This is a genomic window from Pseudomonas sp. (assembly GCF_049300855.1).
Lineage (GTDB): Bacteria > Pseudomonadota > Gammaproteobacteria > Pseudomonadales > Pseudomonadaceae > Aquipseudomonas.
The window spans coordinates 556,851-582,668 of record NZ_JBAQKH010000026.1; the positions used below are offsets into that span (position 1 = coordinate 556,851).

Annotated in this window: 18 protein-coding genes; 8 read left to right on the forward strand and 10 right to left on the reverse strand. The window is 52.4% G+C overall.

The window, feature by feature from the left end:
- Window positions 1-10: 10 nt before the first annotated feature.
- Entirely contained in the window at window positions 11-832 is an 822-nt protein-coding gene (locus WA225_RS12160; protein ID WP_422608087.1) for a glycosyltransferase family 2 protein, read from the forward strand.
- Between the two features lie 60 nt (window positions 833-892).
- Window positions 893-2,863, forward strand: a complete 1,971-nt coding sequence (locus tag WA225_RS12165) for a hypothetical protein (protein WP_422608088.1) — start codon at window positions 893-895, stop codon at window positions 2,861-2,863.
- A gap of 607 nt (window positions 2,864-3,470) precedes the next feature.
- Here the strand turns inward: WA225_RS12165 and WA225_RS12170 are convergent.
- The 8 genes from WA225_RS12170 to WA225_RS12205 form a co-directional block, all read right to left on the reverse strand.
- The gene (locus WA225_RS12170) at window positions 3,471-4,418 is read right to left on the reverse strand and encodes an NAD-dependent epimerase/dehydratase family protein (RefSeq protein WP_422608089.1); all 948 of its coding nucleotides are present in this window, start codon (window positions 4,416-4,418) and stop codon (window positions 3,471-3,473) included.
- A 3-nt stretch (window positions 4,419-4,421) separates the two neighbouring features.
- Complete coding sequence (locus WA225_RS12175) at window positions 4,422-5,825, reverse strand: glycosyltransferase (RefSeq protein ID WP_422608219.1); 1,404 nt, start codon at window positions 5,823-5,825, stop codon at window positions 4,422-4,424.
- A gap of 61 nt (window positions 5,826-5,886) precedes the next feature.
- Window positions 5,887-7,557, reverse strand: a complete 1,671-nt coding sequence (locus tag WA225_RS12180) for an acyltransferase family protein (protein ID WP_422608090.1) — start codon at window positions 7,555-7,557, stop codon at window positions 5,887-5,889.
- Between the two features lie 89 nt (window positions 7,558-7,646).
- Window positions 7,647-8,993, reverse strand: a complete 1,347-nt coding sequence (locus WA225_RS12185) for a glycosyltransferase family 4 protein (protein ID WP_422608091.1) — start codon at window positions 8,991-8,993, stop codon at window positions 7,647-7,649.
- A complete protein-coding gene (locus WA225_RS12190) occupies window positions 8,990-12,619 on the reverse strand; it encodes a glycosyltransferase (RefSeq protein WP_422608092.1) in 3,630 nt (1,209 codons plus the stop codon). The genes WA225_RS12185 and WA225_RS12190 overlap by 4 nt, the downstream gene beginning before the upstream one ends.
- Window positions 12,620-12,623: 4 nt before the next feature.
- Window positions 12,624-13,964, reverse strand: coding sequence for an ABC transporter ATP-binding protein (locus WA225_RS12195; protein WP_422608093.1), 1,341 nt, complete (start codon window positions 13,962-13,964; stop codon window positions 12,624-12,626).
- Window positions 13,954-14,787 carry an ABC transporter permease gene (locus WA225_RS12200; RefSeq protein ID WP_422608094.1) on the reverse strand — a complete coding sequence of 278 codons (834 nt, stop codon included), beginning with the start codon at window positions 14,785-14,787 and terminating at the stop codon, window positions 13,954-13,956. Before WA225_RS12200 ends, WA225_RS12195 begins: the two co-directional genes overlap by 11 nt.
- A gap of 176 nt (window positions 14,788-14,963) precedes the next feature.
- Window positions 14,964-15,974 (reverse strand): glycosyltransferase family 2 protein, encoded by a 1,011-nt coding sequence (locus WA225_RS12205; protein WP_422608095.1) that lies wholly within the window; start codon window positions 15,972-15,974, stop codon window positions 14,964-14,966.
- A gap of 419 nt (window positions 15,975-16,393) precedes the next feature.
- Between WA225_RS12205 and WA225_RS12210 the strand changes: the two genes are divergently transcribed.
- From WA225_RS12210 to WA225_RS12225, 4 genes are all read left to right on the forward strand, one after another.
- Window positions 16,394-17,362 (forward strand): UDP-glucose 4-epimerase family protein, encoded by a 969-nt coding sequence (locus WA225_RS12210; protein ID WP_422608096.1) that lies wholly within the window; start codon window positions 16,394-16,396, stop codon window positions 17,360-17,362.
- The gene (locus WA225_RS12215; RefSeq protein ID WP_422608097.1) at window positions 17,362-18,390 is read left to right on the forward strand and encodes an MraY family glycosyltransferase; all 1,029 of its coding nucleotides are present in this window, start codon (window positions 17,362-17,364) and stop codon (window positions 18,388-18,390) included. Before WA225_RS12210 ends, WA225_RS12215 begins: the two co-directional genes overlap by 1 nt.
- Before the next feature lie 102 nt (window positions 18,391-18,492).
- Entirely contained in the window at window positions 18,493-20,487 is a 1,995-nt protein-coding gene (locus tag WA225_RS12220) for a polysaccharide biosynthesis protein (protein WP_422608098.1), read from the forward strand.
- Window positions 20,488-20,601: 114 nt separating this feature from the next.
- The gene (locus tag WA225_RS12225; RefSeq protein WP_422608099.1) at window positions 20,602-20,937 is read left to right on the forward strand and encodes a ComEA family DNA-binding protein; all 336 of its coding nucleotides are present in this window, start codon (window positions 20,602-20,604) and stop codon (window positions 20,935-20,937) included.
- Between the two features lie 139 nt (window positions 20,938-21,076).
- On the opposite strand, the gene WA225_RS12230 is transcribed toward WA225_RS12225, so the two are convergent.
- The gene (locus tag WA225_RS12230) at window positions 21,077-22,663 is read right to left on the reverse strand and encodes a hypothetical protein (protein WP_422608100.1); all 1,587 of its coding nucleotides are present in this window, start codon (window positions 22,661-22,663) and stop codon (window positions 21,077-21,079) included.
- A 393-nt stretch (window positions 22,664-23,056) separates the two neighbouring features.
- Between WA225_RS12230 and WA225_RS12235 the strand changes: the two genes are divergently transcribed.
- Both WA225_RS12235 and fabF read left to right on the forward strand, forming a co-directional pair.
- Window positions 23,057-23,857: an SDR family NAD(P)-dependent oxidoreductase gene (locus WA225_RS12235; protein ID WP_422608101.1), complete on the forward strand. Its 801-nt coding sequence runs from the start codon at window positions 23,057-23,059 to the stop codon at window positions 23,855-23,857.
- Window positions 23,858-23,879: 22 nt separating this feature from the next.
- Window positions 23,880-25,154 (forward strand): beta-ketoacyl-ACP synthase II, encoded by a 1,275-nt coding sequence (gene fabF, locus WA225_RS12240; protein WP_422608102.1) that lies wholly within the window; start codon window positions 23,880-23,882, stop codon window positions 25,152-25,154.
- On the opposite strand, the gene WA225_RS12245 is transcribed toward fabF, so the two are convergent.
- Window positions 25,151-25,705: a TetR/AcrR family transcriptional regulator gene (locus WA225_RS12245; protein WP_422608103.1), complete on the reverse strand. Its 555-nt coding sequence runs from the start codon at window positions 25,703-25,705 to the stop codon at window positions 25,151-25,153. The genes fabF and WA225_RS12245 overlap by 4 nt on opposite strands.
- Window positions 25,706-25,818 lie beyond the last annotated feature (113 nt).

The window sequence follows — 25,818 nt, forward strand, 5'->3', positions numbered from 1 at the left end:
GGTAAACATGATGACCTTTTCTGAAAATGTTCCTGCTGACCGCGAAGCGTGGCAAGTACCCTCCTATGACACGCAACTCTGGCTCGGCCGTAAGCATCCCTGGTGTGTGGTAATTCCGGTTATCAACGAAGGTGAACGTATCAAGAGTTTGCTGGCTAGAATGGCGGCGCTCGAGATTGAAACCATTGCAGATATCATCATTGTCGATGGTGGCTCTACAGATGGTTCGCTGGAGTTACAAGCACTGCAGCAGGTCGGCGTACGAGGCTTATTGCTGAAGACTGCTCCTGGAAAACTCAGCGCCCAATTACGTTGCGCTTACGCCTTTACACTCGATCAGGGCTATGAAGGCATCGTTACCATTGATGGCAACGACAAGGATGATCCGGAAGCGATATCGCGCTTTATTGATGCGTTAAAGCAAGGTGTCGATTTTGTACAGGCCTCGCGCTTTGTGTCGGGGGGCGTGGCTGAGAACACACCGAAATCGAGAGATTTTGCAATTCGCTTCATCCATGCGCCGATGCTCAGCCTTTGCTCCGGATTTAGCTGGACTGACACCACTCAGGGTTTTCGGGCTTATAGTAGGAAAATGCTGTTGGACCCGAAAGTCTCTCTGTTTCGTGATGAGTTTATGACTTACGAACTGTTGGCATATCTGTCTTATCGGGCGCCTAAACTGGGTTATCACTGTGTCGAACTGGCTACCGTTCGACGTTACCCTAAAGGTGAGGTCCCGACTAAGATAAGCAGTGTCAAGGGTAACCTTTCGGTGCTCCTGGTGTTATTTAGAGCTTGTCTTGGTAAATATAATCCCAAGGGGATTAAATAATCGGTGTGCTCTTTTGTATGGATATCGATGTTTAAATTTACTGAATCTTAAGAGTTGAGCATGTTATTGACTGGTAGTGGCGAGCACAGAATAACCGGATCTACTAAGTGGCTTTTTGCAATTTACGCTGCCTTGGTATTTTTCAGGTTTTGGTTGACCGGTGATAGGGATATAGTTGCGACCAATAGTCCATATGATGAGTACTGGTACATCGAGAGTGCTGCCAGGTATATTTGGGGTGGCGGTTACACCCATATGGCATTTGCTCAAATACCAACCTATTCAATTTGGTTGCTTGGTTTAAGTCTTCTAGGTATCCCCGCTCGTCTTGGTATTGATGCACTCTGGATATTCTCCAGCTTGTATCTGGCATTTGCCATTTCGCGGTTTACCCGTTGGAGGCCGGCAGGATTATTGGCATTCGTTTTATTGGCTTTTCACCCTTATGCAATCATGGTGTTGGATCGCGGGCTTTCTGAGACCTTGCTAGGCGGCTTAACGCTATTGACTCTGGCTGCGGGTATTGAGGTCTGGAACTCGAGGAAGTCTGAAAGTGGCTACTCCAGAAAAATATCATATGTACTTTTTGTGTCGGGATTTGCGTTTGCTTATCTGACTCGAAAAGAAGGTGTTGTTTTACTCGCCCCATTGATAGTGATGCTGTTTTTTTCTTTCTTCTACAAAGAAATATGGTGGCAAGGACGTTTTTGGCAGAAGATCGGCACTAAATTGATTGTTGCTCCATTGATAGCAACTATTTTTCTAGGGGCCGTGATATCGATCGGCAATTACACTCGGCTGCATATGTTTGTGCTAAACGAGCTTTCGGCGCCCGGCTACCAAAGTGCAGTCAAGTCTTTGAACAGCATTGATGTTGGTCGTACTCCTAAGCACGCTACGGTCACAGCCGCCGCTCGAGCTTTGGCTTATGAAGTCAGCCCGACATTCAGAGAGCTGGCTCCTTTCTTTGAGGGGCCCATCGGGAAGTCAATTGCTGCGCACCCGATAGCCGGCTCGGAGGGGGAAATAGGGAATGGTTGGTTCTATTGGGCCCTGCGTGATGCTGGTGCAAATGCTGGCTGGTTTGAAAGTGCAGAATATGCTGACGAAAAATTTGCTCAAATTACCCGTGATATTAACCATGGCTTCGAGAGTGGCAAGCTCAAGAAGCGTCCTTATGTAATTTCAAGCTTTATTGATCCGGATCTAGGCAAATGGGTTGGTGATGTTCCAACGTCTACATGGAATATTTTCCTGCTTTTAATCTTGCCGAGATATCAGTTCGAACCACCGACTGACACAGCAACCCCAACACAGTTTGAGAAGTATGTGTCGATTGCGGGTCGTAGAAATGCACCCAGACAAAGTGGTATTTCGGGTTGGGTCGCAGTACCGGCCGGTAGTTTCATGGCTCTCGGTGGCAATGAAGTACCTAGCGATTGGACTGCTCTAGGTGGCGTAAAACGTGCTGACATTTCCACCGAAGCTTATCCTTTTTGGCTCGCGGCCGATTCAAGCATCCTCCCGCAATACATCTATCTGAAGAATTTGAATGGTGAAATTTCAAAAGCGGATATATCTGGAGTAAAGGTGGGCGATAATATTTCGCTACACGGCGTCTCTAGTTATACGATGGGTATTGATAGTATTTCTAATGTTAAAGTTTATCGATTGGATAATCTTTTTGAAGCTGCTGGGGCTAATGGCGAAAAAAATCTATTGCTATATCAGCTTTATCGATTTATGGGCTATCTTCTTTGTGCGGCAATAGTGATCGGTTTCATTGTCTCACTGTTAGCTAAGCAGAAGGGAGCGGCGTTTTTGATTTTGGTCACGGTAGCAGGCTTGCTTGCGAGGTGCGCTGTTCTAGGTATTCTTGATGCTAGTTCTTGGCCTGGAACGCAAGTCAGATATGTTTTTCCAGCGCTCCCGTTTTTCATTACTGCAAGTGTTCTAGGAGTTTATGTGACGATTCGTTCATTGCGGACGGCTGGCAAACGCAGCCAATCCGGGCATTTAATATCGCAGTAGCGATTTCTGTCTCTTTGTGTGCTCCTGTAGGCGTAAAATTTTACAGGAGCACATAGTCGGCATGCGCAAACTCGTAAACGAACGGCTAATCAGCGTGACACACCTCACCAAACAAGGGTAATGGTATCGCCACTGCTTTAAGAGGGCTCAATAGCACCTGGCGCTGCCCGTTCCATTAAAGATTGGGTCGAGAGGCCGCTCTAAGCTTTGAGAGTTACTGAGTCGCGATTGAACAAGCAAACTATCACCTGCAATGCCGTCTTCCGAACTTGCTAGATGCATCATTCATGGATTTGCGCGGTGAACAGCATCGACGCGATTTGCCTGGTCGTTAGAGCAAGCTCAAATTAGCTTGCGCAATGGTAGCCCGTTTTGCTCCACATGGGGCTCAGTCGTAAAAATTGGCGGTTCGCCGCTCTCTGCGCGATGGATAATCGGCGGCACTGTGAGACTGATCCAGTCGGCCGAGCGTTACGTGTATATTTTTTGAAGGAAAAACCTCACTCGCCTCCAACGAAGCAGGCGAGTGAAATTACGCACTTATTTCCGTAGAACTGGTAGCCGGATTAGTTGTGGCGGAAAGAGTGTCCGATACTTGCAGTGTAACTTAAGCTTTATTATTTTCAGGTGACAGGCTATCGACGTACCAGTTTATTGTGCGCCTCAGTCCATCCTGAAGACTGAACTCTGCCTTCCAACCTAGTTCCCGTTCTGCCAGCGAACAATTAAGTACGTTGATAGGCACATCGAAAGCTCGTGCGGGCATGAAATTACGAGTCACTGCGTTATCAGTTATATTCTCAATAAGATCGATCAGCGCATTCAGTGATGTCCCCTCGCCTGAGCCGATGTTAAAGACAATCTCAGAGCCTTGGTACTTGAGGGCTTTCGAGAATGCGTTGGCGATATCTTTTATATATATATAGTCACGCGTAACCGATCCATCTCCCCAAATGTCTATCACTTTTCCTGCTGTCGCTCTGCTTACAAAAGCTGCAATGGCACCTTGTGCCGTTTCAATCCTTTGTCTTTCGCCGTAAGGGTTGGCAACCCTTAATATCACCGGTTTGATGTTGTGGAGCTTTTTGTAAAGATAGAGGTATTTCTCGATGGTGAGTTTGCTGATGCCGTAAGATACTTCTGGATCAGTGGGATGTTCTTCGGATAGCGGGCATTGAACGGGCTTTCCGTATACGGTACCGCCCGATGATATAAAAATGATCTGCTCAACTTTTTGCTCCACCATCACATTCAGCATGTTCAGGGTCGCAATGACATTCGTTTGAATGTCATAAATAGGATCATCGTTAGAAGATTTGGGTAGGGTAGTGGATACCAAGTGGAGTACGCCATCGACGCCTTTGATCGCTTCTTCAATATCGTGTTTGCTCTGCAGATCTCCAGCGATCCATTCAACGTTCTCATGGGACTCGAAAACGCGATACGGAGGGACTCGGGGCCGCTCAAAAATTCGCAGGCTGTGGCCCTCTGCAAGGAGCTTGTCTGCTATGTTCGAGCCGATGAAGCCACCGCCGCCGAAAATTACATACTTCATAATTTATTCCAATTTTTCATGAATTTGCATGAGATCCGCGTAAACACCCGATAGTACGCTGATGTAGGCGTGCAGCGGTTCACCGGCTATCCTTCCTGCGCCATGATTGTGGGCGTGCTCATTATTCAATGCAAGGCACGACTGGAGCCTTTGCGCCAATTCTTCGGCGTTTCCAGGCTCGAATACTGTTACGTTATCCTTCTCCCCCAAGTATTCAGTTATTCCCGTTACGTCGCTTGCGATGATGGGGGTGCCGCAAGCCAAAGCGTTCAATAACACGAGGGGCGCGTTTTCTCTCCACGTAGAAGGGATGACCAGTACATCCAGCGAGTGCAAAACGCTACCAATTCGTTCGTGAGGGAAAGTTCCCATGAACCGGACTCGTGAATCATTCTGAATAACCCCTTCGAGACTTTTCACGTAATCCGGGTTTTGTTGTGTGTCGCCGTAAATAACAACGTCCGCATCCATGTTTGGAAGTTGCTTGATGGCCTGCAGGAGAACGTGACAACCCTTGTGGTTTGTCAGCGTTCCAATAAAACCGATAGTGGGCGTCTTTCTCCGCGTTTTGATTCGATCCAGATCAACTGGATAAATGATTGGCGGCTGGATTCCGTATTTGAGGCGTCTGATTTTTTGCTCGGGAATTCCCGCGTTGATCAGTAAATCTTCTATGAATAATGTAGGCGGTAAAATTTTATCAATTTTGAGCATGGCTTGGGCAATGGTCTGCTCACGATTGCGAAGATCCTTCATGGCCAGCATGATGTTCTTGAAGCGGGTATTGATTGGCGCGGACGCAGCCAGCATCAACGCGGAAAATAGTACCTGAGGCGTATGCGCCAAAAGCCGGCGCATGGTGCCCTTCTGGTTATTAATGGCTACATGTTTGAGGCAGTTACTTGCCAAAAGACTTGGTCCAGAGCACTCATTCTGACCCCAGGGTTTCACCAGCTGACATGATCGGCAGTTGATCCAATAGTCGGTAGGGGTGTAAACCGTTGGAATATTCTTGTCAACGCACGCTTGAAGTGCTGATATCGTCAGGTTTTTGAAATGAAAGAAATGCACTAGATTCGGTTGGAAGTGATCAAGCAGACTTTTGAAGGGAGCGTATACCGCACGGTTGTTGTATTCATCCACTAGCGTAGTGCTGGAGAACTTCCCTGCGACGTAGGGCACCAGTAGTTGATGAACCCTGAAGCCTTCATGATCGTAAGACGCAAGACTCAGGTTTTCTTCTCCCTGAAGCTGCGCCGTCACAATTTCAACAATATAGCCTTCGTCTCTCAGTGCCTGAGCAGTCGATAATGTAAGCACTTCTGTTCCCGCAGAAAATTGCGGAAAAAACTGATGAACGCACAGCAGAATACGTTTGCCATTGGCAAAAGGCGTTTCACCTTGCATGGTGGCCAACAGCGCTGCGCATTTTGATAATTTCGATGATTCTCACCAAAGTCTAAGGCTTTTAATTTGATTGGATGTTTGAGAGCTGGAGTAGCGCTCGGCGTCCGTTATAGTCAGAGACCGTGCTGTGCACAGCAATCGGGCTGGCCGGGTCAAGATAAACTGCAAGTCCCAGCATTTGCGGTGAGGGTTTGCTGAGGCCCGCTGTGAGCGTCACAACCTCTGTCCATTGATCCCCTGGCCTGAGCTTTTCAGACTTTGAAAGCGCAGTATCCGACTTGTCGAGAATCTCCGCGTTCTTGTCCAGGAGGTGAACCGCCAGAATGTATCCCTTGGGAAGTGGCTTGATCAGTTCGAAGGCCAACTCGATGTTGTCGCCGCCTGAACTCGTCTTTACGGATTTGGCGGCGACAAGGCGCAGATTTTCACCAAACTCCGGTGAGCTGGTTAGCGCGTGGTTCTTGACCAGGTAAGTGCATTCGTCTGATTGGCAGCCTTTGGGGGCGAACGCTGCGGGTAATAAGTTAAGGGCCAGGATCAAGGCACCTGCTGTTGCGAGGTAGGCACTAGCTCTTACATTGTATGCCGTGCTCAGGGCTTTTGGGATCGTGGTTTTGTTTACGCTCAGGATTAACTTGCGGCATGGGTTCTCCACGGCTTTGTGCAGAAGAAACGCCATTGACAGGGCGATAGCCCAGTAGCCGGCAGTTTGCACAAGAAGCGGAAGATGGCTGAAGTACAAGGAGTTCGCCATGTACCACTGGAAGATCGTCATGTGTACCAAGTACAGGGAAAAGCTGATTTCTCCCAACAGCACGAGAAAAGGTGCGGAGAGGGCTTTGGAAAACACACCCTTGCCGAGGGCGAATACAACAATCAGGGCTGCAAAAAACAGGAAACTGCCGGACTTGATCAGGTAATAGTTTACGGCGCTGCCAATGGCACCGTGCATGGCAAAAATAGTCGTGAGTTTTGGCGTTATCCACATTGCGAATACTGCGAGCACAACGACCAGTAACTCTGCGGCGGAAAAAAGCGGGCCGGATTGGTTCTTGGTACGGCTGTGGATTTTCTGATACACCCTGCAAGCGAGGATTCCTGCAAAAAACTCAATGATCCGTACAAATGGGTTCACGTAAAACAGGCCCATCAGGCTCACCGATGGCGCTGCATCATCTGCCGGTACGTTCCAAGCGATCGCGAATCCGAAAAACAATGCTGCCACGGTACTCAGGAAAATCAGTTTTACTTTCCAGCCCGGGATAAAACTGGAAATCAATAACGGAAAGCTGAAATAAAAGAACATCTCGGTCGAGATGCTCCAGGCGACACCGTTAAATGTGAGAAATACATCTCTGAGTGGGATGAGGGACTGAATCAGAAATACGTTGGCCAGGGCTGTGAATATGGCCTGCAGATAGGTCAGCCCACCAAGGTTCCAGCTAGACGTCAGCAGATACAGCAGGATGATCGCTGCAATGTGCGCAGGCCAGATCCGGGCTATGCGTGCTTTGAAAAAATGGGCCGTTTCCTGGCGTGTAGAGAGCGTCGGGTAGTTGTACGCCAGGATAAAGCCGGAGAGCACGAAGAAGAAGGATACACCTTGGGCCAAGGACAGCGTCGTTGCCAGCCCCAAAGAGCCAAACGCTCCATGGGTGTGTCCCAGAACGATCATTGCAGCGGCAAAAAAACGTAATGATGTCAGTGCGTCAAGTTTGACTGTCGCATGCATAAGTGAATCCCGTGCGCTTGGTGTTTAAAGCGAATGTGAAGTGCGTACAGCATCGGCCGTCCTTGGCCCTGCTGTTCAATACAAAACCGTCAGACCGTTTCAGGCGTCTTCGCATACATGGCAAATGTCTCTCGGGCCATGATTTCCGGCGTCCTCTCGTAGTTCGTGGTCTTCGCCAGATCATAGAGGGCTTGCGGATTGGCAACCCAGGCCGACAGCTTGCGATAAAGATCATCGGCGCTGCCGCGATCGAATATCTCTCCGTTTATCCCGGCCTCTACGAACTCGGTCATGCCGCGCACATCCGATACCAGAGCAGGGGTGTGGGTGGCCAGAGCGTTCAACAGCACCAGCGGGCTGTTTTCATACCAGCGCGACGGGATTACCAAGGTGTCCATGTCGCGCAGAATATTGACCATATCCTTGCTCTCGAAAACGCCACGGAACTCGATTTGCGTGCCAGCGCTTTTGGCTTTCAACTCTTCCATGTACGCCGGATCCTGGTCGGTCGGACCATAGATCAACAGTCGTGCACTGCCCTTTGGCAGGCGATTGAAGGCATCAATCAGCAGATCTGTACCTTTGTGCGGTGCAATCTGGCCGATGAAACCGATCACTGGAATGTGTTCGGCGTCTCGCTGCGGCTTCGGCGTGCGGTCGACGTCGATGCCGAACCACAAGGTATTCATGGGGACCTTGATGTCGTTTTTGACATAGGCTTCCCTTAAAAAGGTGGTTGGCGCGACGGCACCTGCGTAGGAGCCATTGTAAAGAGCTCCAAGAATGTCCGGGCGCTCCGCGATGTAGTCGATCGTTTGATCGAACACACTGTTTTTCACGCCCGGCATTTTGCGTAGAGCGGTTACGGCGCTCGCGATGAGCTTGGCTGACGTGCCATTATTTGCGTATTTGATCCAGCCCTCTTTCGATGTGCGTGCAGTCTCTTTCAAGTAGCAGGCCACGCAGTTGCTGCGAGTTCTCGACGGGCCCGCACACAGTGCGCCATCAGCTGCTTCCAGTTTATTGGTCAGGCAGAAGCCGAAAAAGTCAGTGAAGGTTGCGTAGGTCGGAATGCCCAAGGCCTTGGTAGCTTCGAGCAAGGCACTGGTGTGGTTGATCAAATGGGTGACATGAACGATGTCCGGTTTCAAGTCAGCGAGAATATCGGTCAAGACCGGACGCATCTCCGCCTGGTAGTACGTTTCCTTGATATTGACGTGAGGGATTTTGTTTTTGTCGACCAGGACAACTTCAAAGCCTTCATGCTCATATCGAGTGATCAATTCCGCTGCCGCGGGTTCGCCCTGAAACAAGGCGCTGACGATGACTACATCGTGGCCCCAATTGCGGTAGTTCTTGGCCAGTTCCAGCGTATAGGTTTCTGTTCCGTAGAAATGATCCGGAAAGAAGCAGTGCACAAAAAAAACGATCTTCATTGTTTGGTTTCCGCCAAGGTTTCGGCATAGATCTGGTCGTAGTTCTCAATCATCGCCTGGATCGAGAAGTGAGCCTCGGCTCTTTCGCTGTGGCGGTCGGCAATGTAGGTGCGGCGAGCGCTGTCATTCAGCAGATCAACGATGATGTCCGAGAGTTTGTCCGCATCGCCATAAGGGGCGAGCAGGCTGCTGTCATCGACAATCTCGCCAATTGCACCGATGTCATACCCGACAACCGGAACATGCATGCGCATCGCAAAAGGACTGACCTGGCCGAAGCTCTCTTTCCAGACTGGCGCGACAAAAAGTTTCATGCGGCGGTACAAGTCTGGCAGTTGCGAGTAGGCGACATAACCGGTGAACTCAAAGTTGTCTGAAACTCCCGCCGAGTTCACCGCTTCTTTGAAGGTCTCCATCAGACTTCCGCCACCGACAATCAATACGTGGGTTTGCGGGCGTTTCTGTACGGCTTTGATGAACGGAGTAATGGAGTCAGCATTAAGCTTGTCCGTTTCCAGTCGGTAAACCATGCCGATCGTGTCGGTAGCAGTCTGATTGGGCGCATCGGCTTTGAACATCGAGAAGTCGGAGCCGGGATAAACCGTTGCATTCGGTGCTTCTGCTTGTCCAAAAACGTTGCGAACGTAATCACTGACGTACACGTAACGCTTGATGGCGGGCGACAAGTAAGGCGCAACCGGTGTGTTGATGTTCTGGATGACAGGAATGCCCAATTGTTGCGCGGCACGCATGGTCTGGTCATACCAGGGTTCATCACAATCGCCCCAGTAGTGCATGTGAATGACTTCTGGTTTTAGTGCTTGCAAGTACTCGACAAAAGGCATCTCGTCTGCAGACAGTTTGATTTCCTTGATGGTGATGCCCGAATACGCGGCAGGTGTCGGTGCGTAACTGGTCAGAATACTTTGATCGAACCGGTCGCCCAGGTATTCATAGATATCCACCACCAGGCGTGAGGAGCCGCCGGTCATGAAGTTCGCGATGACATGCAGCACCCGTGGCCGGACCGCGTTCAGCCTGGCTGGTTGCTTGACGATGTAAGTATCTTCATTGATGTCGTCGGGCACGTCGGTATTCGACGCAATCGCCGTTGGTTGCTGGCCTCTAAGGCTTTTCTTCAAGGCCGAAACGGTTGGGCTCATCATGCGACGAACAGGGGCCGGGGTCACCAGGGAGGTGAGTACGTAGGCTACGCGCAAGTATTTCTTCAGGTCGCTGGGTTGTGCAGCAAATGCCTGGCTCAAACGGAACAGTCGACTCCGGCCGATGGTTTGTAGCCGTTGCTCGCGATGTGCGACTTCTGCATTAAGCAGTTGCACGATAGCGTTCTTTTGTTCCAGTTGCTGATTCAACGAGGCGGTAGTGTGTTCCAGTTGCCGATACAGCGAGGCGATGGTTTGTTCGTTGGCTTGTTTGTCGGCTTCTGCGGCTGTAAGGGCCAGACTCAAGCTTTGCTCTTTCTCGGAAAGAGCGGTGTTGAATTGCTGCTCCCAATCGCTCTGGGCAGACTGGCTGGCCGCATCCTTTTGCATGATCACCCGATTCAGCCGCGCGGTTTCCGCCACGATACCTGGCACTCTCGACAGTTGAGAGTCGCGGTCACGAAGATGCTGGTGCCACCATTGCGGGGTGCGATCCTCGGTGTTGGAAGCGTATCGCAAGGCATAAGCGCAAGAGGAGGCGAGTTCGACAATGGCGCCCAGTTCGGACATACCGAAGTCGGTCGGTTTTTCGAGCGAGCCCATTGAGGCGCACCAATCGATGGCGAGGGCCTTTTCTGCGCTGGTTAAGCCTGTACGCCAATACAACTCAGCCTGTTGATTGTTACCTTTGCCGGACTCGATCAAACCAAGGTTCAGGTACGACCTGATTTGCTTGGTAATCAGGGTCGGACTGTATTGAGTGCAGTCATAGGCTACGCATGTTTTATACAGATCAATGGCGCGAGCGGTGTCGCCTGCGGCCTGCCAGAGTTGGGCCATAACGAACGATATCGATACTTTCCAGCGCAACTGCTGAGGCGAATGATCCGCCTGACTCATATAAGCGTCAGCATCCTTTGCAAACACTTCCAACTGATTCACCGTCAGTGTAGGTGCCTGCAGCAGTTGGTAAGCCTGAATGCACAGTGCCGCTCCCAGGTCGGGTGATGTCGCCGAGGCTTGAGCGGCCACTTCGCGGGAAAGCTCAAGTAGCTTCTGACTGTCTTCGATTCGATGGCCGATCGTGACCAGTCCCTTCACCAGCCAGGGATTGGCATAGTCGTCAAAGCGCGTGACCTTCCATTCCGGGTTTTCCGGATAGAGGTCGTAGGTGGTTTCGCGGTAAGGCACGGTTGCGCCCAGTGTCGGCGATTTCATGCCGACCAGAAGGCACCATTCGCAAGACGGATCTTTTTCGATCAATGTCTTGGTGTCTACCTCGTACAGCTCGCGAATGCCTACGGCCCACTCGTAAGCGTTGTTGATTTTCGGTTTGTATTGATCCGCTGTCTGAGCGTAAGCCGCTTCGACGATGAAGTCTTTTTCCAGTTCTTTAACGATGCGCTCCCACGTGTAGACGTGAAAGTGGAATTCGTTCGGATCTTCTCCGGTTTCATCTGACCAGTCATTTGGAACGGAAAGCACGATTCGTCCGGACGGACTCAGAACCCGGTAGAACTCTGCCAGCAATCCCACCGGATCCGGTACGTGTTCCAGTGTTTCAAACGAGGTAATGAGGTCGATCGAGTTATCCGGAATATCGTTCAACGCCTCCGGCAGCCAGCCCTCTTTGAAGGTCAGCTGTGAATTGACTGTAGAGAAGTTTTTTTCAGCGTACTTGACTGCGTAGTTGCTGCCATCAACGCCGAGGATCGAACCGGCGTCCGAGCAGTTGAACAACGTGTAGGCGCCGTAACCAAGTCCGCAGGCGGCGTCGAGGATGCGGTCGCCATTGCGCACATAGCGACTGGCCAACAGATACCGAATGATATGGCCGTCGGAGCGACTGCCTGGCTCGCGCGTCATGTCCATGTGCAGGTCGCGTTCTTCTTTCAGCGCTTCCAATGGATAAACGGCGGCGGCTTCTTTGGGAAGCTTCTCAAGCGGAATGGCAATTTTGCCTTGTTCGTATTGCAGCGACTGGTAGTCGTTGACGCGGTAGTAGGCAGGGTGTTTGCGTACGCCGTTTTCGAAGAACAGCATTTCCCATGCCTTGCGGGCTTCTTTCGTGTCGGGTTCGGAACTGGTGTCCAGAAACAGGAAAATGTTGCGTTTCGAGACTCTTGGAGCTTCGACGGCCAAGCGCTTGAGGGAGAGAGCTGTGTCGTCGGTATGAGTGATCAATACCGTCGAAAAACCCTCGTCGTCCAACGGCAGGTCAGCGCCATCCCATTCAATGAAGCGCCCTGGAAGCTGTGCGTTGCCACTGTCGGTTTCAGTGCCCGGGAAGACGTTGTACGCCTGCACACCCGCAAGCAGGAAGGCCCGCAGCAACTCTGTATCAGGCAGGCCGATATGCAGCACTTTGCCGTTACCGCAGGCTGAAAGTACCTGCGAGACCAATTGTTGGCGTTCCCCTGCCGTCAGCGATGCTGAGCAAATGTTAGTAGTGGAAATAGTCATTGGCTCAGCCCTTGATTTCGGTTGCTTTCATGCGGAGGTCGAGAACACCGCCAAAATGGTATTCGCGGGGCTTGGTGGCCACCGTAAAAAATGCTGCTTCGTCTCGCCAGTGAAGAATGCGTTGTTCGGCGTAGTAGGGTTTGCCTTCCTGGGATATGGCAGCCTGAATTTCGTAAAGGTTGGCGCCAAGGCTGCATTCAAACTGAAAATCAACCGAGGACTCGGTGCCGGCAGTGAATGTCTTGTTCCAGAAGGTCTCGCCCGTCGCCAGATTGGCGGCGATGGCCATGTCCTGGTTCAGCGTGCCCCAAGAGTAAATCTTGACGCCTTCCTTGTTGCGAAGACGCAGGCTCACATTCAGGTGCTCAAGATCGACGTTGCAGCGGAAGGACACGCGAATGACTGCCGTCTGCGTGGCATAGAAAACCTGGGTTTCTTCGCCCTCGGCGTTCAATACGCGCACGTCCAGGACCTCGGCATCCTGATTACCGAAGGAGAACCGGTCTGCAGTTTTCGATTCGGTCCTGGCAGCCTTGTTGTCGTCCTTCTGATGTTGCGCAGCTTTGTCGGAAAGGTTTTTCGTCAACTGTTGCAGGTAAAGACTTTCCTGTTCGTGCAGGTTCCTGCGGTAATCGAGGATGACGTCTGCCGACGATCCGATGCTTTCAATTTTCCCGTTGGACAGAAAGATCGCCCGCTGTGTGAGGGTCCGCACCGATTCTTCATCGTGGGAGACGAACAGCAGGGTTGTGCCATTGCTGGTGAGCTTTTCGATTCGTTCGTAGCAGCGTTTCTGAAACAGCGCATCGCCGACCGCCAAGGCTTCGTCGACAATCAGGATTTCAGGTTTCAGGTTAGCCTGGACAGAGAATGCCAGCCTCACAAACATACCGCTGGAGTAAGTCTTTACGGGTTGGTCGACGAATTCGCCGATGTCTGCAAACGACAGGATGTCATCCATCAACTCGTCGGTCTTGCTGCGGCTCAGACCGTGAATCGCACAGTTGAGATAAACGTTTTCCCGCCCGCTGAATTCCGGATTGAAACCCGAGCCCAGCTCAAGCAGCGCGGCAATGCGCCCATCCACATTGACCGTGCCGGAGGTCGGCGTCAGCGTGCCACAGATAATCTGCAGGAGGGTGGATTTGCCCGAGCCATTTTTGCCGATGATGCCAACGGATTCGCCACGTGCCACTTCAAAGTTGATGTCCTTGAGCGCCCAGAACTCATGGTGAAGTTTCTTCGACGGCAGGATCATCTGGAGCAAGCGATCGTGCGCTTTCTCGTACATATTGAAACGCTTAGAGAGGCCATTGACGTGAATGGCAACATCTTTAGAGGACATCAGCAAAGCCTGCGCGAGTTTTTTGAAAGAATGCAAAGCCGAGGCAGCAAATGACGATGCCGACGATATAGCTCGTGCCGAGTGTGTGCAGATCCGGAAACTGACCGAAAAGCATGGTCGCACGACCGTTTTCGATGATGGCAGTCAGCGGGTTGATATACAGCCAGCCGCGATATTGTTCCGGCAAGGCACTGATTGGATAGAAAACGGGTGAAAGGAACAGCAGCGCTGTGGCTGCCATGCCCGTGACCTGGCCGATATCGCGAATATAGGCGCCGAGTGCCGACAGGATCCAGGAAAGGCCTATCACCATCAGGATCAAAGGCAGCAGAACGAAAGGGAATAGCAGCGCGGTGAGCGGTATCGAATGATTGAACACCAGTTGTGCGGCCAGCAATACCGATAGGCTGACGCATAGATGGAACAAGGCGTTCAACACTGAAGTGGGCGCCAGGGTCTCGATCGGAAAAACAACTTTCTTTACGAAGTTGACGTTGCTGGTGATCAATTTCGGTGCCGAGTTAATGCACTCTGCGCAGAACGCATGAATGATCAGGCCGGTAAACAGAATCAGTGCAAAGTCGACTTTTGATCCTGTGCCCGCAACGCCTCCCCAGCGCGCATTGAATACAGTCGAAAATACAAATGTATAAATGGCCAGCAATAGCAGTGGATTGATAAACGACCATGCTACGCCTCCCACGGAACCGCGATAACGAGAGGATATTTCCCGCTTCGTCAGTTGCATGATCAGTTGACGATTTTTGATCGCGCTGATCAGCATTCTCAAAGGCGACGTTGGAAATGAATCATGCATGTTCAAGGAAAAAGCTCCAATGGCGGCCGTTCGGTAAGTGGAAAGAGGGGGCGGGCGACGTTAGTCAGTTCGCCTGAAACTGGCGACTGGAATTGTCCGGTTGACGCAGTGCCATGGCTGAAATCTGCATGGGCGTAGACACTGTCATCGCCGCTGCGAAACGTTTGATGAGCAGTCATCGATCAAATGCCCTTCACGATGGCCGCGAGGAAAAGTCCGATGTTTCCTGGCAATGTCTGGCGGTAAACACCGGCGCGCAGCAATCCAAGGAGCCGGCCTGGCAGGTGGCTTTTCCTCGCCAGTCGAAAGCGGTCGAGCTTTTGCTGATTTTCGGCAGTCAGTAATCGGCGTGCCGAAGTCAGGCAGTGAATGTTCTGTTCATTCCAGTTGGAAAATCGTCCCTTGAACATCATGCAAAGCCTTGACAGTCGCGCCTTCAATCCGGAATTGGCACCCACCAGATTGCCGTCATGTTGACGGTACAGAACAAAAGGTTGGGCGTCGTAGGCAACCTGGCCGCCGGCACCCGTTACCAGGAGATAGGCCCACCAGTCGTGGGAGACGATATCCAGATGGCCGCCTGCGCCGAGCATCAAATCACGTGCCGCCTGATTGAACACCATCGTATTGCCTCCCGCCAGGCTCTGTACCAGCGCATTGGCAAACGTCGGCGGGCGAGAGAAAAGCGGGGAACACTCCATTGGTTTTCCTTGAGCGTTCATCCCACGGGTTCGACCGCAATAAAGTGCGGGAACGCCTGCGGGAACTGTTTGCAACCAGGTCAATGCGGTCTCTAGTTTGCTGTTCAGCCAGATATCGTCCTGATCAGACCAGGCATAAAAATCGGCCTGAATAGCCTCGTTACAGGTGAGGGTCAGAAAATTGGTGGCGAAACCACGTTTCGGGCCATTGAAAACGCGGACACGGTCTGCCCTGTTCTGGCTTGCGGAAAATGTAGCGATAATGTCCAGGGTCTGGTCGGTGGAGCCATCGTCGGAGACTACAACTTCCCAGTTTTCGTGGGTTTGAGCAGCGATGGAAGCTAATTGTTCGGACAGAAAACGCTGGCCGTTGAACGTGCACATGAGTACCGCGACACGTCTGGACGATAAGCGGTGGAAGGAGTTTGTCTGCCCGAATTGATTTGCTTGGTGAGTATCCACTTTAGAATCTGTTGTTGAGGGGCTATGCACCTAGCACTCCGTTGCGAATAAATGACTCGATGGTCAGAAAAGTCCTTGTCGAAGGCATTCCTGCGAAACGCGCCCTCTGACTAATGTTAAGTGACCAAAGTCAAAACGCGCATTGTAGCGAAAATACCTTTGCCCTAGTAGTGCTTAGCAGCCCGCGCGCAGGGAGATGGACCGGCGGACGGAGCTCAATCAGGTAACATGTCCATGCATCGGTTTTCACTGTTGGGAGAGGCGGCCCGGGTTTGCGGGGTGCCCGACCGTGATGCGTGGCTGATTTATTGGATAATCGTGTAACAAATCTGTGCGAATACGCATTTTGTGACGTGGCTTGTTGGCCAGTACGATGCTCCGCCATTTCAACCCCAAGGGATAAGGCCAATGCCTTGTTCGCGATGATTTGCTTTTGAAGAATGAGATAAATGAGCGCTAGCACCCTATTAGTAACGGGCGGATCGGGCTTTGTGGGCGGCGCCTTGCTAAGGACATTGGCCAAGCGCGGTGAATACTCCTTGCGCACGGCCATAAGGCGCGACAGCGCGGTGTTGCCCGCGTCGGTGCTCAAGTTCAATGTCCCGGACCTGACAGCAACAACGGATTGGCAGGATGCCTTGAGCGGTGTCGACGTTGTCGTGCATGCCGCTGCGCGCGTACATGTGATGGACGAGCAGGCGGGGAACCCCTTGGCCGAGTTTCGCCTGATCAATGTCGATGGCACGCTGAATCTGGCACGGCAGGCCGTCAACGCGGGGGTTCGACGGTTTATCTACATCAGCTCGGTGAAGGTGAATGGCGAACTCACTGTTCCGGGCAGCGTATTTACGGCAGACGATCCTTCGGGCTCCATTGATCCCTATGGCATTTCCAAGTGCGAGGCAGAAGAGGCACTGCGCCAACTTTCTTCGTCATCGCCGATGGAGGTCGTCATTGTCAGGCCCGTGCTGGTGTACGGGCCGGGTGTGAAAGCAAACTTTCTCAGCATGATTCGCTGGCTGGAGCGTGGAGTGCCATTGCCATTGGGGGCGATCGACAATAAACGCAGTCTGGTAGGAATTGATAACCTGGTTGATCTGATCGTGACTTGTTGCTCCCATCCGGCAGCAGCCAATCAGACGTTCCTTGCCAGTGACGGAGATGATGTATCCACAACCGAGTTACTGCGCAGAATCGGTCAGGCGCTTAACAAACCCGCAAGGTTGATGCCTTTTCCTGTGCCGCTTATGCGTCTGGGCGCGAGACTTGTGGGCAAGCAAGCAGTGGCTCAGCGACTCTTCGGCTCCCTCCAGGTTGATATAAGCAAAAATGAACGGCTCTTGGGGTGGGCCCCCCCCATGAGTCTTGATCAAGGACTGAGCGCTACCGTGCAGGCTTATCTGGAATCTCACAAGTGATGAACTTTTACTGGATTGTTCCGCTGTTGGCGGGTGTTTCATTTGCCCTCACTGCCGGTTTGCGACGCTATGCGCTGGCGCGCAGTCTCCTGGATGTACCCAACGGTCGCAGCTCTCACTCCGTGCCCACTCCGCGTGGCGGAGGCGTGGCAATCGTCCTGAGCTATAGCGCTGCTCTGGTGGCGCTGTTCGGTGGAGGACTGATTTCTTCTGATGGACTGATTGCTTTCCTCGGCGCGGGTGCGATCATCGCTGTGATTGGCTTTCTGGATGATCATGGGCACATTGCCGCGCGGTGGCGATTGCTTGCGCATTTCTTCGGTGCGGCCTGGGGGGCTTACTGGCTGGGCGGGCTGGCGCCGTTTACCGTGTTTGGTTTTGCCATCGATGCAGGTTGGGTCGGGCACCTTCTGGCTGTGGTTTACCTGGTGTGGATGCTTAATCTCTACAATTTCATGGACGGTATCGACGGTATCGCCAGCCTTGAAGCGATCACCGTGTGTGTCGGCGGGGCACTTCTTTACGGGGTCAGTGGCCATACGGAGCTTTCCTGGCCTGTTGTGCTTCTGGCGGCTTGTGTCGTGGGTTTCTTGTGCTGGAATTTTCCGCCGGCAAAAATTTTCATGGGGGATGCAGGCAGTGGTTTTCTCGGCGTCGTGCTGGGGCTTCTGTCCCTGCAAGCGGCCTGGGTCTCACCTGCTCTATTGTGGGGGTGGCTGATTCTGTTGGGCGTGTTCATTGTCGATGCCACGTTCACGCTGTTCAGGCGCCTGTTTCGCGGCGACAAGGTCTACGAAGCGCATCGCAGCCATGCCTATCAGTTTGCATCCCGTTCGCATGGTAGCCATCTTCCTGTCACGCTTGCCGTTGGCCTGATCAACCTGCTTTGGCTACTGCCAATCGCGATCGGAGTGGTCCTCTACAATTGGGACGGCACGCTGGCTCTGCTCCTGGCTTATGCGCCGCTGGTAGGGCTGGCAATCAAGTACAGGGCGGGACAATTGGAAGGTCGAACCTCCAATATTTGAAAAACAATGTTACTGTTTAGTGTGCTGTCAACGTCGTCTGCATCACAGGATTCGGCGCAGTAATTCAGTTGAAAGGAACGTGCTGAGGTAGTGGACGGGATGATGGATAAGGTTCGTGCGTATCTGCTGGGATTACCCCGGCGTCGCAAAAGGTTGATTCAGGTCGCCACCGATATTGTATTGGTCTGGCTGGCGCTGTGGTTGGCTTTTATCGTGCGCTTGGGCATCGATGATATGTACAACCCGTTGCGGGTCCATATGTGGTTGTTCGCTTCCGCACCCCTCGTGGCGATTCCCCTGTTTATCCGGTTCGGCATGTATCGGGCCGTCATGCGTTATTTTGGCAATGACGCATTGGTCGCAATTATCAAGGCTGTCAGTCTTTCATCGTTGATCCTCGCGTTGATTGTTTACTGGTACAGCAACCACGAAACGGTTGTGCCGCGGTCCATTATCTTCAACTACTGGTGGTTGAGCATGGTGATCATCGGCGGACTGCGTCTGTTGATGCGCCAGTATTTTATGGGTGACTGGTTTACTGCCGTTCAGCATGTGCCTTTCACCAACCGTGATGATGGTCTGACCAAGGTGGCCATCTACGGTGCGGGCGTTGCCGGAAATCAACTGGTGGCGGCACTGCGCATGGGGCGCGTCATGCGCCCGGTCGCGTTCATCGACGATGATCCGGGCATTTCTGATCGCTCCATTTCGGGTCTGCAAGTTTATAAGCCCAAGCATATTCAGCAGATGATCGACGTGACGGGAGCGAAGGAAATTCTGCTTGCCCTGCCGTCGTCTACCCGAGCAAGGCGCCGGGAAATCCTGAATTTACTTGAGGGCTTTCCACTTCATATCCGCAGCGTTCCGAACTTCACCGATCTGGCCAGCGGTCGGGTCAAGGTCGAAGATATCCAGGAAGTGGATATCGCGGACCTGTTGGGGCGAGATTCCGTGCCCGCGCAACCTGACTTGCTTGAGCGTTGTATCAAGGGCAAGACGGTAATGGTCACGGGCGCCGGCGGCTCGATCGGTTCGGAGTTGTGTCGGCAAATATTTGCATTGGGCCCGGTCACCCTCATTTTGTTCGACCACAGTGAGTTCAACCTGTACAGCATTTTGTCGGAGCTGGAGCAGCGCGGCATTCGCAAGTCGATATCCGTCAGATTGTTGCCGATACTTGGGTCCATTCGCCATCCAGATAAACTTCTCGATGTCATGAAATCCTGGAAAGTCGACACCGTTTATCACGCTGCAGCCTATAAGCATGTACCGATGGTTGAGCACAATATTGCTGAAGGCGTGCTCAACAATGTGATCGGAACGCTGAATACCGCGCAAGCGGCGTTGCAGTCAGGGGTGTCGAATTTCGTCTTGATCTCAACCGATAAGGCCGTACGTCCGACCAATGTGATGGGCAGTACCAAGCGCCTCGCCGAGCTGACGCTGCAGGCACTCAGTCGCGAGGTGGCTCCGGTATTGTTTGGAGACAAGGCCAATGTCTCGAGGGTGAACAAGACCCGCTTCACCATGGTGCGTTTCGGCAATGTCCTGGGTTCTTCGGGCTCGGTCATACCGTTGTTCCACAGTCAGATCAAGTCCGGTGGACCACTGACGGTCACTCATCCGAAAATAACCCGTTACTTCATGACCATTCCTGAAGCGGCACAACTGGTTATTCAGGCGGGGTCCATGGGGCAAGGCGGTGATGTCTTTGTCCTCGACATGGGGGAGCCGGTGAAGATCGTCGAGCTGGCGGAAAAGATGATCCATCTGTCTGGGTTGAGCATTCGCTCGGAGCGCAATCCCCAAGGGGATATCTCCATCGAGTTCACTGGATTGCGACCCGGAGAAAAACTCTATGAAGAGCTGCTGATTGGTGACGATGTTTCTGCGACGTCCCATCCGATGATCATGACGGCCCGGGAGGATCACGTTGCGTGGGATGTGCTCAAAGGCCGTCTCACAGAACTGCTGGCGGCTGTCGAGTGCGATGATTACGCTCGAGTGCGGCAGTTGCTGCGAGAAACCGTAAGTGGTTATGTACCCTCCGGCGAGATTGTGGACTGGATTTATCAGCAGCGCAGGCTCGATCCATAACGGCCTCACATTCTGTAACTGACACATTTTTGACAGCTCGCCTACATCGCCTAACTTTGGGAGGCAGCTTAGGAAAAGCTGCTTCTACTTAATCGATGTCATGGAGCGTTTCTTATGCGTACTGGTTACTTCTACTCTCTGGTTTTTGCCTTGCTCACCAGCGCCTCGATCGCGGCCATCGCCGCCCCGGCCTCCACGCCAGAGGCTGCCAACGTCGTGTTGTCGCAGGCCGTTACGACCAAGGTGCAGGACGGAAAAGTCAATTTAAACGACGCAGATGTGGCGACTCTGCAACGTGAACTGGCGGGTGTGGGGGAGGCGAAAGCCAAGGCTATTGTGGCTTACCGTGAGGCAAATGGTCCTTTTGCTTCAGTCGATGAGTTGCTGGAAGTGAAGGGTATCGGGAAGGCGATTCTGGATCGGAATCGCGATAAGCTCGAAATCAATTAACGTACGTCAGTCGAATCGGAAGCCGATCATTTGGTCGGCTTCCTTCAATTGCGTCAGTGTGTGAGCATGACCACAAAACCCATCAATCACTAGTGAACTCGGTCACGCGAATCGAATCGAGCAAGTGGACCGTGAGTAGTTACTGATTTTCACAATCAATAGGCGTTTTTTTGTTTGGGGTGACTCTTTGGACAAATATGCTTATTGCGATTTTACCACTCCGGATAATTACAAAAAGTACAGCTGGCAAAAAGCCGAAGTACCACAATACATAATCAAGGTTGATATGTATCGCAGCATGCCGCTGCATCAGTATGAACCAACTCAATGGCGACAGGGAGGCAGCAAAAAGCAACGCCGTGTCGCGAAAGCGGAACTTGTCATTTATAGAGTACTGAAACAACAAGGAGCCTATCGATACTGCGATGAGGCATACAAAAAAGCCAGGCATGGTTACCCAGAATAGAACTGGCGTACTCCAGTCAAAGACATATTCTTTTAGAATTTGCAGGAGCGGGGTGTCCGGGCCAATCCGGTTGAACCCGTTTACCTCAACGACGCTGCTATATTTCAACGCATCCTGACTAAAAGTCTGCATAAGCCCTTGAGTGATTGATCCTGCACGATTTGCTGCATGCACAATCAATGCGGAGATGAACGCTAGCAGGCTTGTGATGCCAATGCATATCAGGTGTTTTATCGAGTCAACGACTTGTTTTTTCTGTGTTGCCTTAAAAGGTGCGATCATGAATGGCAGCAGAGAAAGAAGAACGACGGATGTGATGTATTCATAGCCCGCAAGGCACTTTAGCATTATGGCGATAAAGTACATTGCATAAAAGAATCTACGCTTCTGGGCGTGGTCGATGTAATTGAAAATAGCTGCGGCGAAAACGGCAGGCAGGAACCATAAAAATGAAGCCCAGTACAAGTTTCTGGCAAATGCGACTATCCAGGGTGAGCCTATCATCGTAATCAGAAAAATCATCCCAAAAAGCGGGGAAATTGAGCGAGACAGTTGCATGGATAATGCTATTAATGTTAATGCCAACGCTGCGCTCATAATCAGCTGAAGCGAAAATACTGAATTGAAAACGGGGATTGATTTATGTACAAGTGAAAGCGCTAGACCTTGAATGCCAAATTGTTGTGGGTAAGGATCAAACAGCAGGGTGGGGGGGTGTGTTGGTTTTATAGTATTTGGCCACTCACTGGCGGAACCATCAATACGCGGGCCGGAATAGCTGACATTTAAAAAGTTTCCCTGTCTGTCGGTAGCGGTGACTTCGCGAACGTCCCCGTGAAGAAACTCTATTTTTTCTCCGAGTTTAAGCTCGTCTGGCATATAACCTATAACGTTGGTGTTGGCAACTGGCAGTACGAAAGCACTTTGATTGTTACTAAAACCGTGAGTCCAGTATTGATCGCTGACGTTTAAAGTTGATAAACCTAGTGGGTTGTTAAATCTTTCATAGACTGAAAGCACGCCAGGACCTTTTTGGTTGACGTCTTTCTCCAGGAATCCCAGGTTCGAGTGAGGGGTTGCAATATCGTTCTTGTCAGCGACGATTTTTCCGAGGACAAGGGCTTCGGAGCCATCTCGGTATGTTTTGAACTGAAAGTCTGATGTGGTACGAAGAATGTTTAGTTGGAATACGAGTATTAATATTATGAAAGTTGCGGTGTACAAGTAAAATTTTATTGATTTTGTCATTTGAATGTTCATGTGGTGCCCGTTTTTATCGGGGCTTTCAATATAGGGGCGAGCAATTGTTTTTTTTTGCTCGGTGCGTTATGTCGGATGGTAGCAATTTTTAGTCATTGAATTAAGCAAAAATTTCCGAAATGGTATTTGACGGTGCGTGAATCAAAAGTGGCCAAGCACCTGCGACGCCCAAGTGAATTAAGCTAATGTTTCTAAGCCAGGAAGGCGTTCGTTAGCCGTCCTTTTTCATTCTGTGCCGCGCAAGGCAGAGTTCAGCGGCGTTAGGGCGTTCGTCGGGCAAATAAAAATTACAGCTATCATATTGCGATAAAATTATGCCTATAATAATTTGCCTCGCCTTAGATTCCACTTCGTGCTGGGCGATTCTTCCTCAAGCCTCCTAGGAGCACTCTCATGAATTCCGCACATCCTGGTACTGCTCTCGTTACCGGCGCATCGTCCGGTATCGGTGCGATTTACGCCCAGCGCCTGGCGGCGCGTGGCTTTGATCTGCTGCTGGTTGCCCGTGACAAGGATCGTCTGGAAGGCGCTGCGAGCCAGTTGCGTGAGGCCCATGGCGTTCAGGTTGAGGTCCTCAAGGCCGATCTGACACAGAAGGACGACGTGCTCAAACTCGAACAACGTTTACGTAGTGATTCGAGCATCAGCCTGCTGGTCAATAACGCCGGTGTGGCTTCGGACGGTTTGCTGGCCAACGCCGATATGGACCAGTTGGAGCGACTGATCCAGTTGAACATCACCGCCGTCACGCGTCTGGCGTCGGCAGCCGCCGCCAGTTTCGCCAAGGCCGGACGTGGCACGATCATCAATATCGCCTCGGTGGTGGCGTTGTTTCCGGAACGCTTCAACGCAACCTACAGCGCCAGCAAAGCTTATGTACTGAGCCTGACGCAGTCGTTGAACACTGAGCTCGAAGGTACCGGTGTGCAGATCCAGGCCGTGCTGCCGGGTGTGACCCGCACTGAAATCTGGGAGCGTTCCGGTATCGATGCCAGTGGCATTCCGGCAGAAATGGTCATGGAGGCGGGCGAGATGGTCGACGCGGCGCTGGCCGGCCTGGATCAGGGCGAGTTGATCACCATTCCTTCGCTGCCTGACGCTGGCGAATGGCACGCCTTTGTTGCAGCTCGCCATGTCATGGCGCCGAACCTTTCCCGCAGTTCCGCAGCCCAACGCTACAAGTCCGGCAATTGAATTGATCAGAGGTCACCACGGTATGGATTCGCGTCGAATAGTCGTCACGGGCATGGGCCTGGTTTCACCCTTGGGCAGCGATCTTGAAATCGTATGGCAGCGTTTGCTGGCCGGGCGTTCTGGTTTGCGTAACTTGCCTGAGGCAACGGTCGCTGATTTACCCACGCGAGTCGGAGGCGCTGTGCCGACGTTGGAGGAGGACGCTGAAGCAGGATTTGATCCGGATCGCGCCACGCCACCCAAAGAACAGAAGAAGATGGACCGCTTCATTCTGTTCGCCATGGAGGCTGCCCGGCAGGCGCTGGAGCAGGCTGACTGGCATCCTTCAGAAAACCAAAGCCAAGAGCGTACCGCAACGATCATCGGTTCCGGTGTCGGGGGGTTCGGCGCGATTGCTGACGCCGTACGCACCACCGACAGTCGCGGTCCTCGGCGTTTGTCACCGTTCACTATTCCATCCTTCCTGGTCAATCTGGCTGCCGGGCATGTCTCGATCCAGCATGGTTTGAAGGGGCCACTGGGTGCTCCGGTGACGGCCTGTGCTGCTGGTGTTCAAGCAATAGGAGATGCCGCGCGTCTGATTCGTGCCGGTGAAGCCGACATCGCGGTGTGCGGCGGCGCGGAAGCCTGCATCGACCGGGTCAGTCTGGCGGGATTCGCGGCAGCGCGGGCGCTGTCCAGCGCTTACAACGACACCCCGCAGCGCGCCTCGCGGCCGTTCGACAGCGGGCGCGACGGCTTCGTGATGGGCGAGGGCGCGGGCCTGTTGGTGATTGAATCCCTGGAGCATGCCTTGGCTCGTGGCGCGACACCGCTGGCGGAACTGGTCGGATATGGCACGAGTGCCGACGCCTATCACCTGACGGCCGGGCCGGAAGATGGCAGTGGTGCGCGTCGGGCGATGACGCTGGCATTGGCGCAGGCGGGTATCAAGCCGGATCAGGTGCAGCACCTCAACGCCCACGCCACGTCGACCCCGGTCGGGGATCTGGGTGAGTTGGCGGCGATCAAAAGTGTTTTCGGCGAAGAGAATAAAATCGCGGTGACGTCGACAAAATCGGCCACAGGTCATCTGCTCGGCGCCGCCGGTGGGCTTGAAGCGATTTTCACGCTATTGGCGATCCGTGATCAGGTGGTTCCGCCAACACTGAACTTCGACAACCCGGATCCGGCGAGTGCCGGTGTGGATATCGTCCATGGCGAAGCGCGGTCAATGCCGATCGAATATGCACTGTCCAACGGTTTTGGCTTCGGCGGGGTCAATGCCAGCGTATTGTTCAAGCGCTGGCAGGCTTAGTCGCGGTTCTTGAGGTGATCGCGGGTGACATTGAGGATGCGTTGCGCAAACTCGGCATCCGCGACGCTGCGTGACAGCAGCAGCGCGCCGATCAGGGTCGACATGATGACAATGGCGCGATCGGCGCTGTGTTCGCCTTCGAGGTTGTTCTCGATCTGCTCCAGTCGTGACTTGAGTACCGCGTCACTGGTGAGACTTGCTTGTCCACGAAGGCCCAGTTCGGAAGAAATGGTCGGCAGCGGGCAGCCTTCATGCGGCGACGTTTGATGCCACTCGGACAGATATGTCTCGATAAAGATATCGAGAGGATTGTCCTGGGAAAAAATCTCGGCACATAACCCATCGACCTGGTTGCCGGCCTCTTGCAAGGCCTTCTCCACCAACTCGTCCTTGGACTTGAAGTGAGAATAGAAGCCGCCATGGGTCAGCCCCAGTGCTTTCATCAAGGGTTGCAGGCCGGTGGCGCCGATGCCGTCCTTGCGAAATCGCGCCGAAGCTTCCTTGATGATGCGCTGATGGGTCTGGGCTTTGTGGTCTTGCGAGTAACGCATGTGGAACTCTCCGCAACAATGCCCCCATCTTAACCACGGAAAATTAAATGGTGACTGTACTTCTACTTCTAAAAAGCATGCAGCCAGGTCCGATCGGATCTGAAAAAACAAAC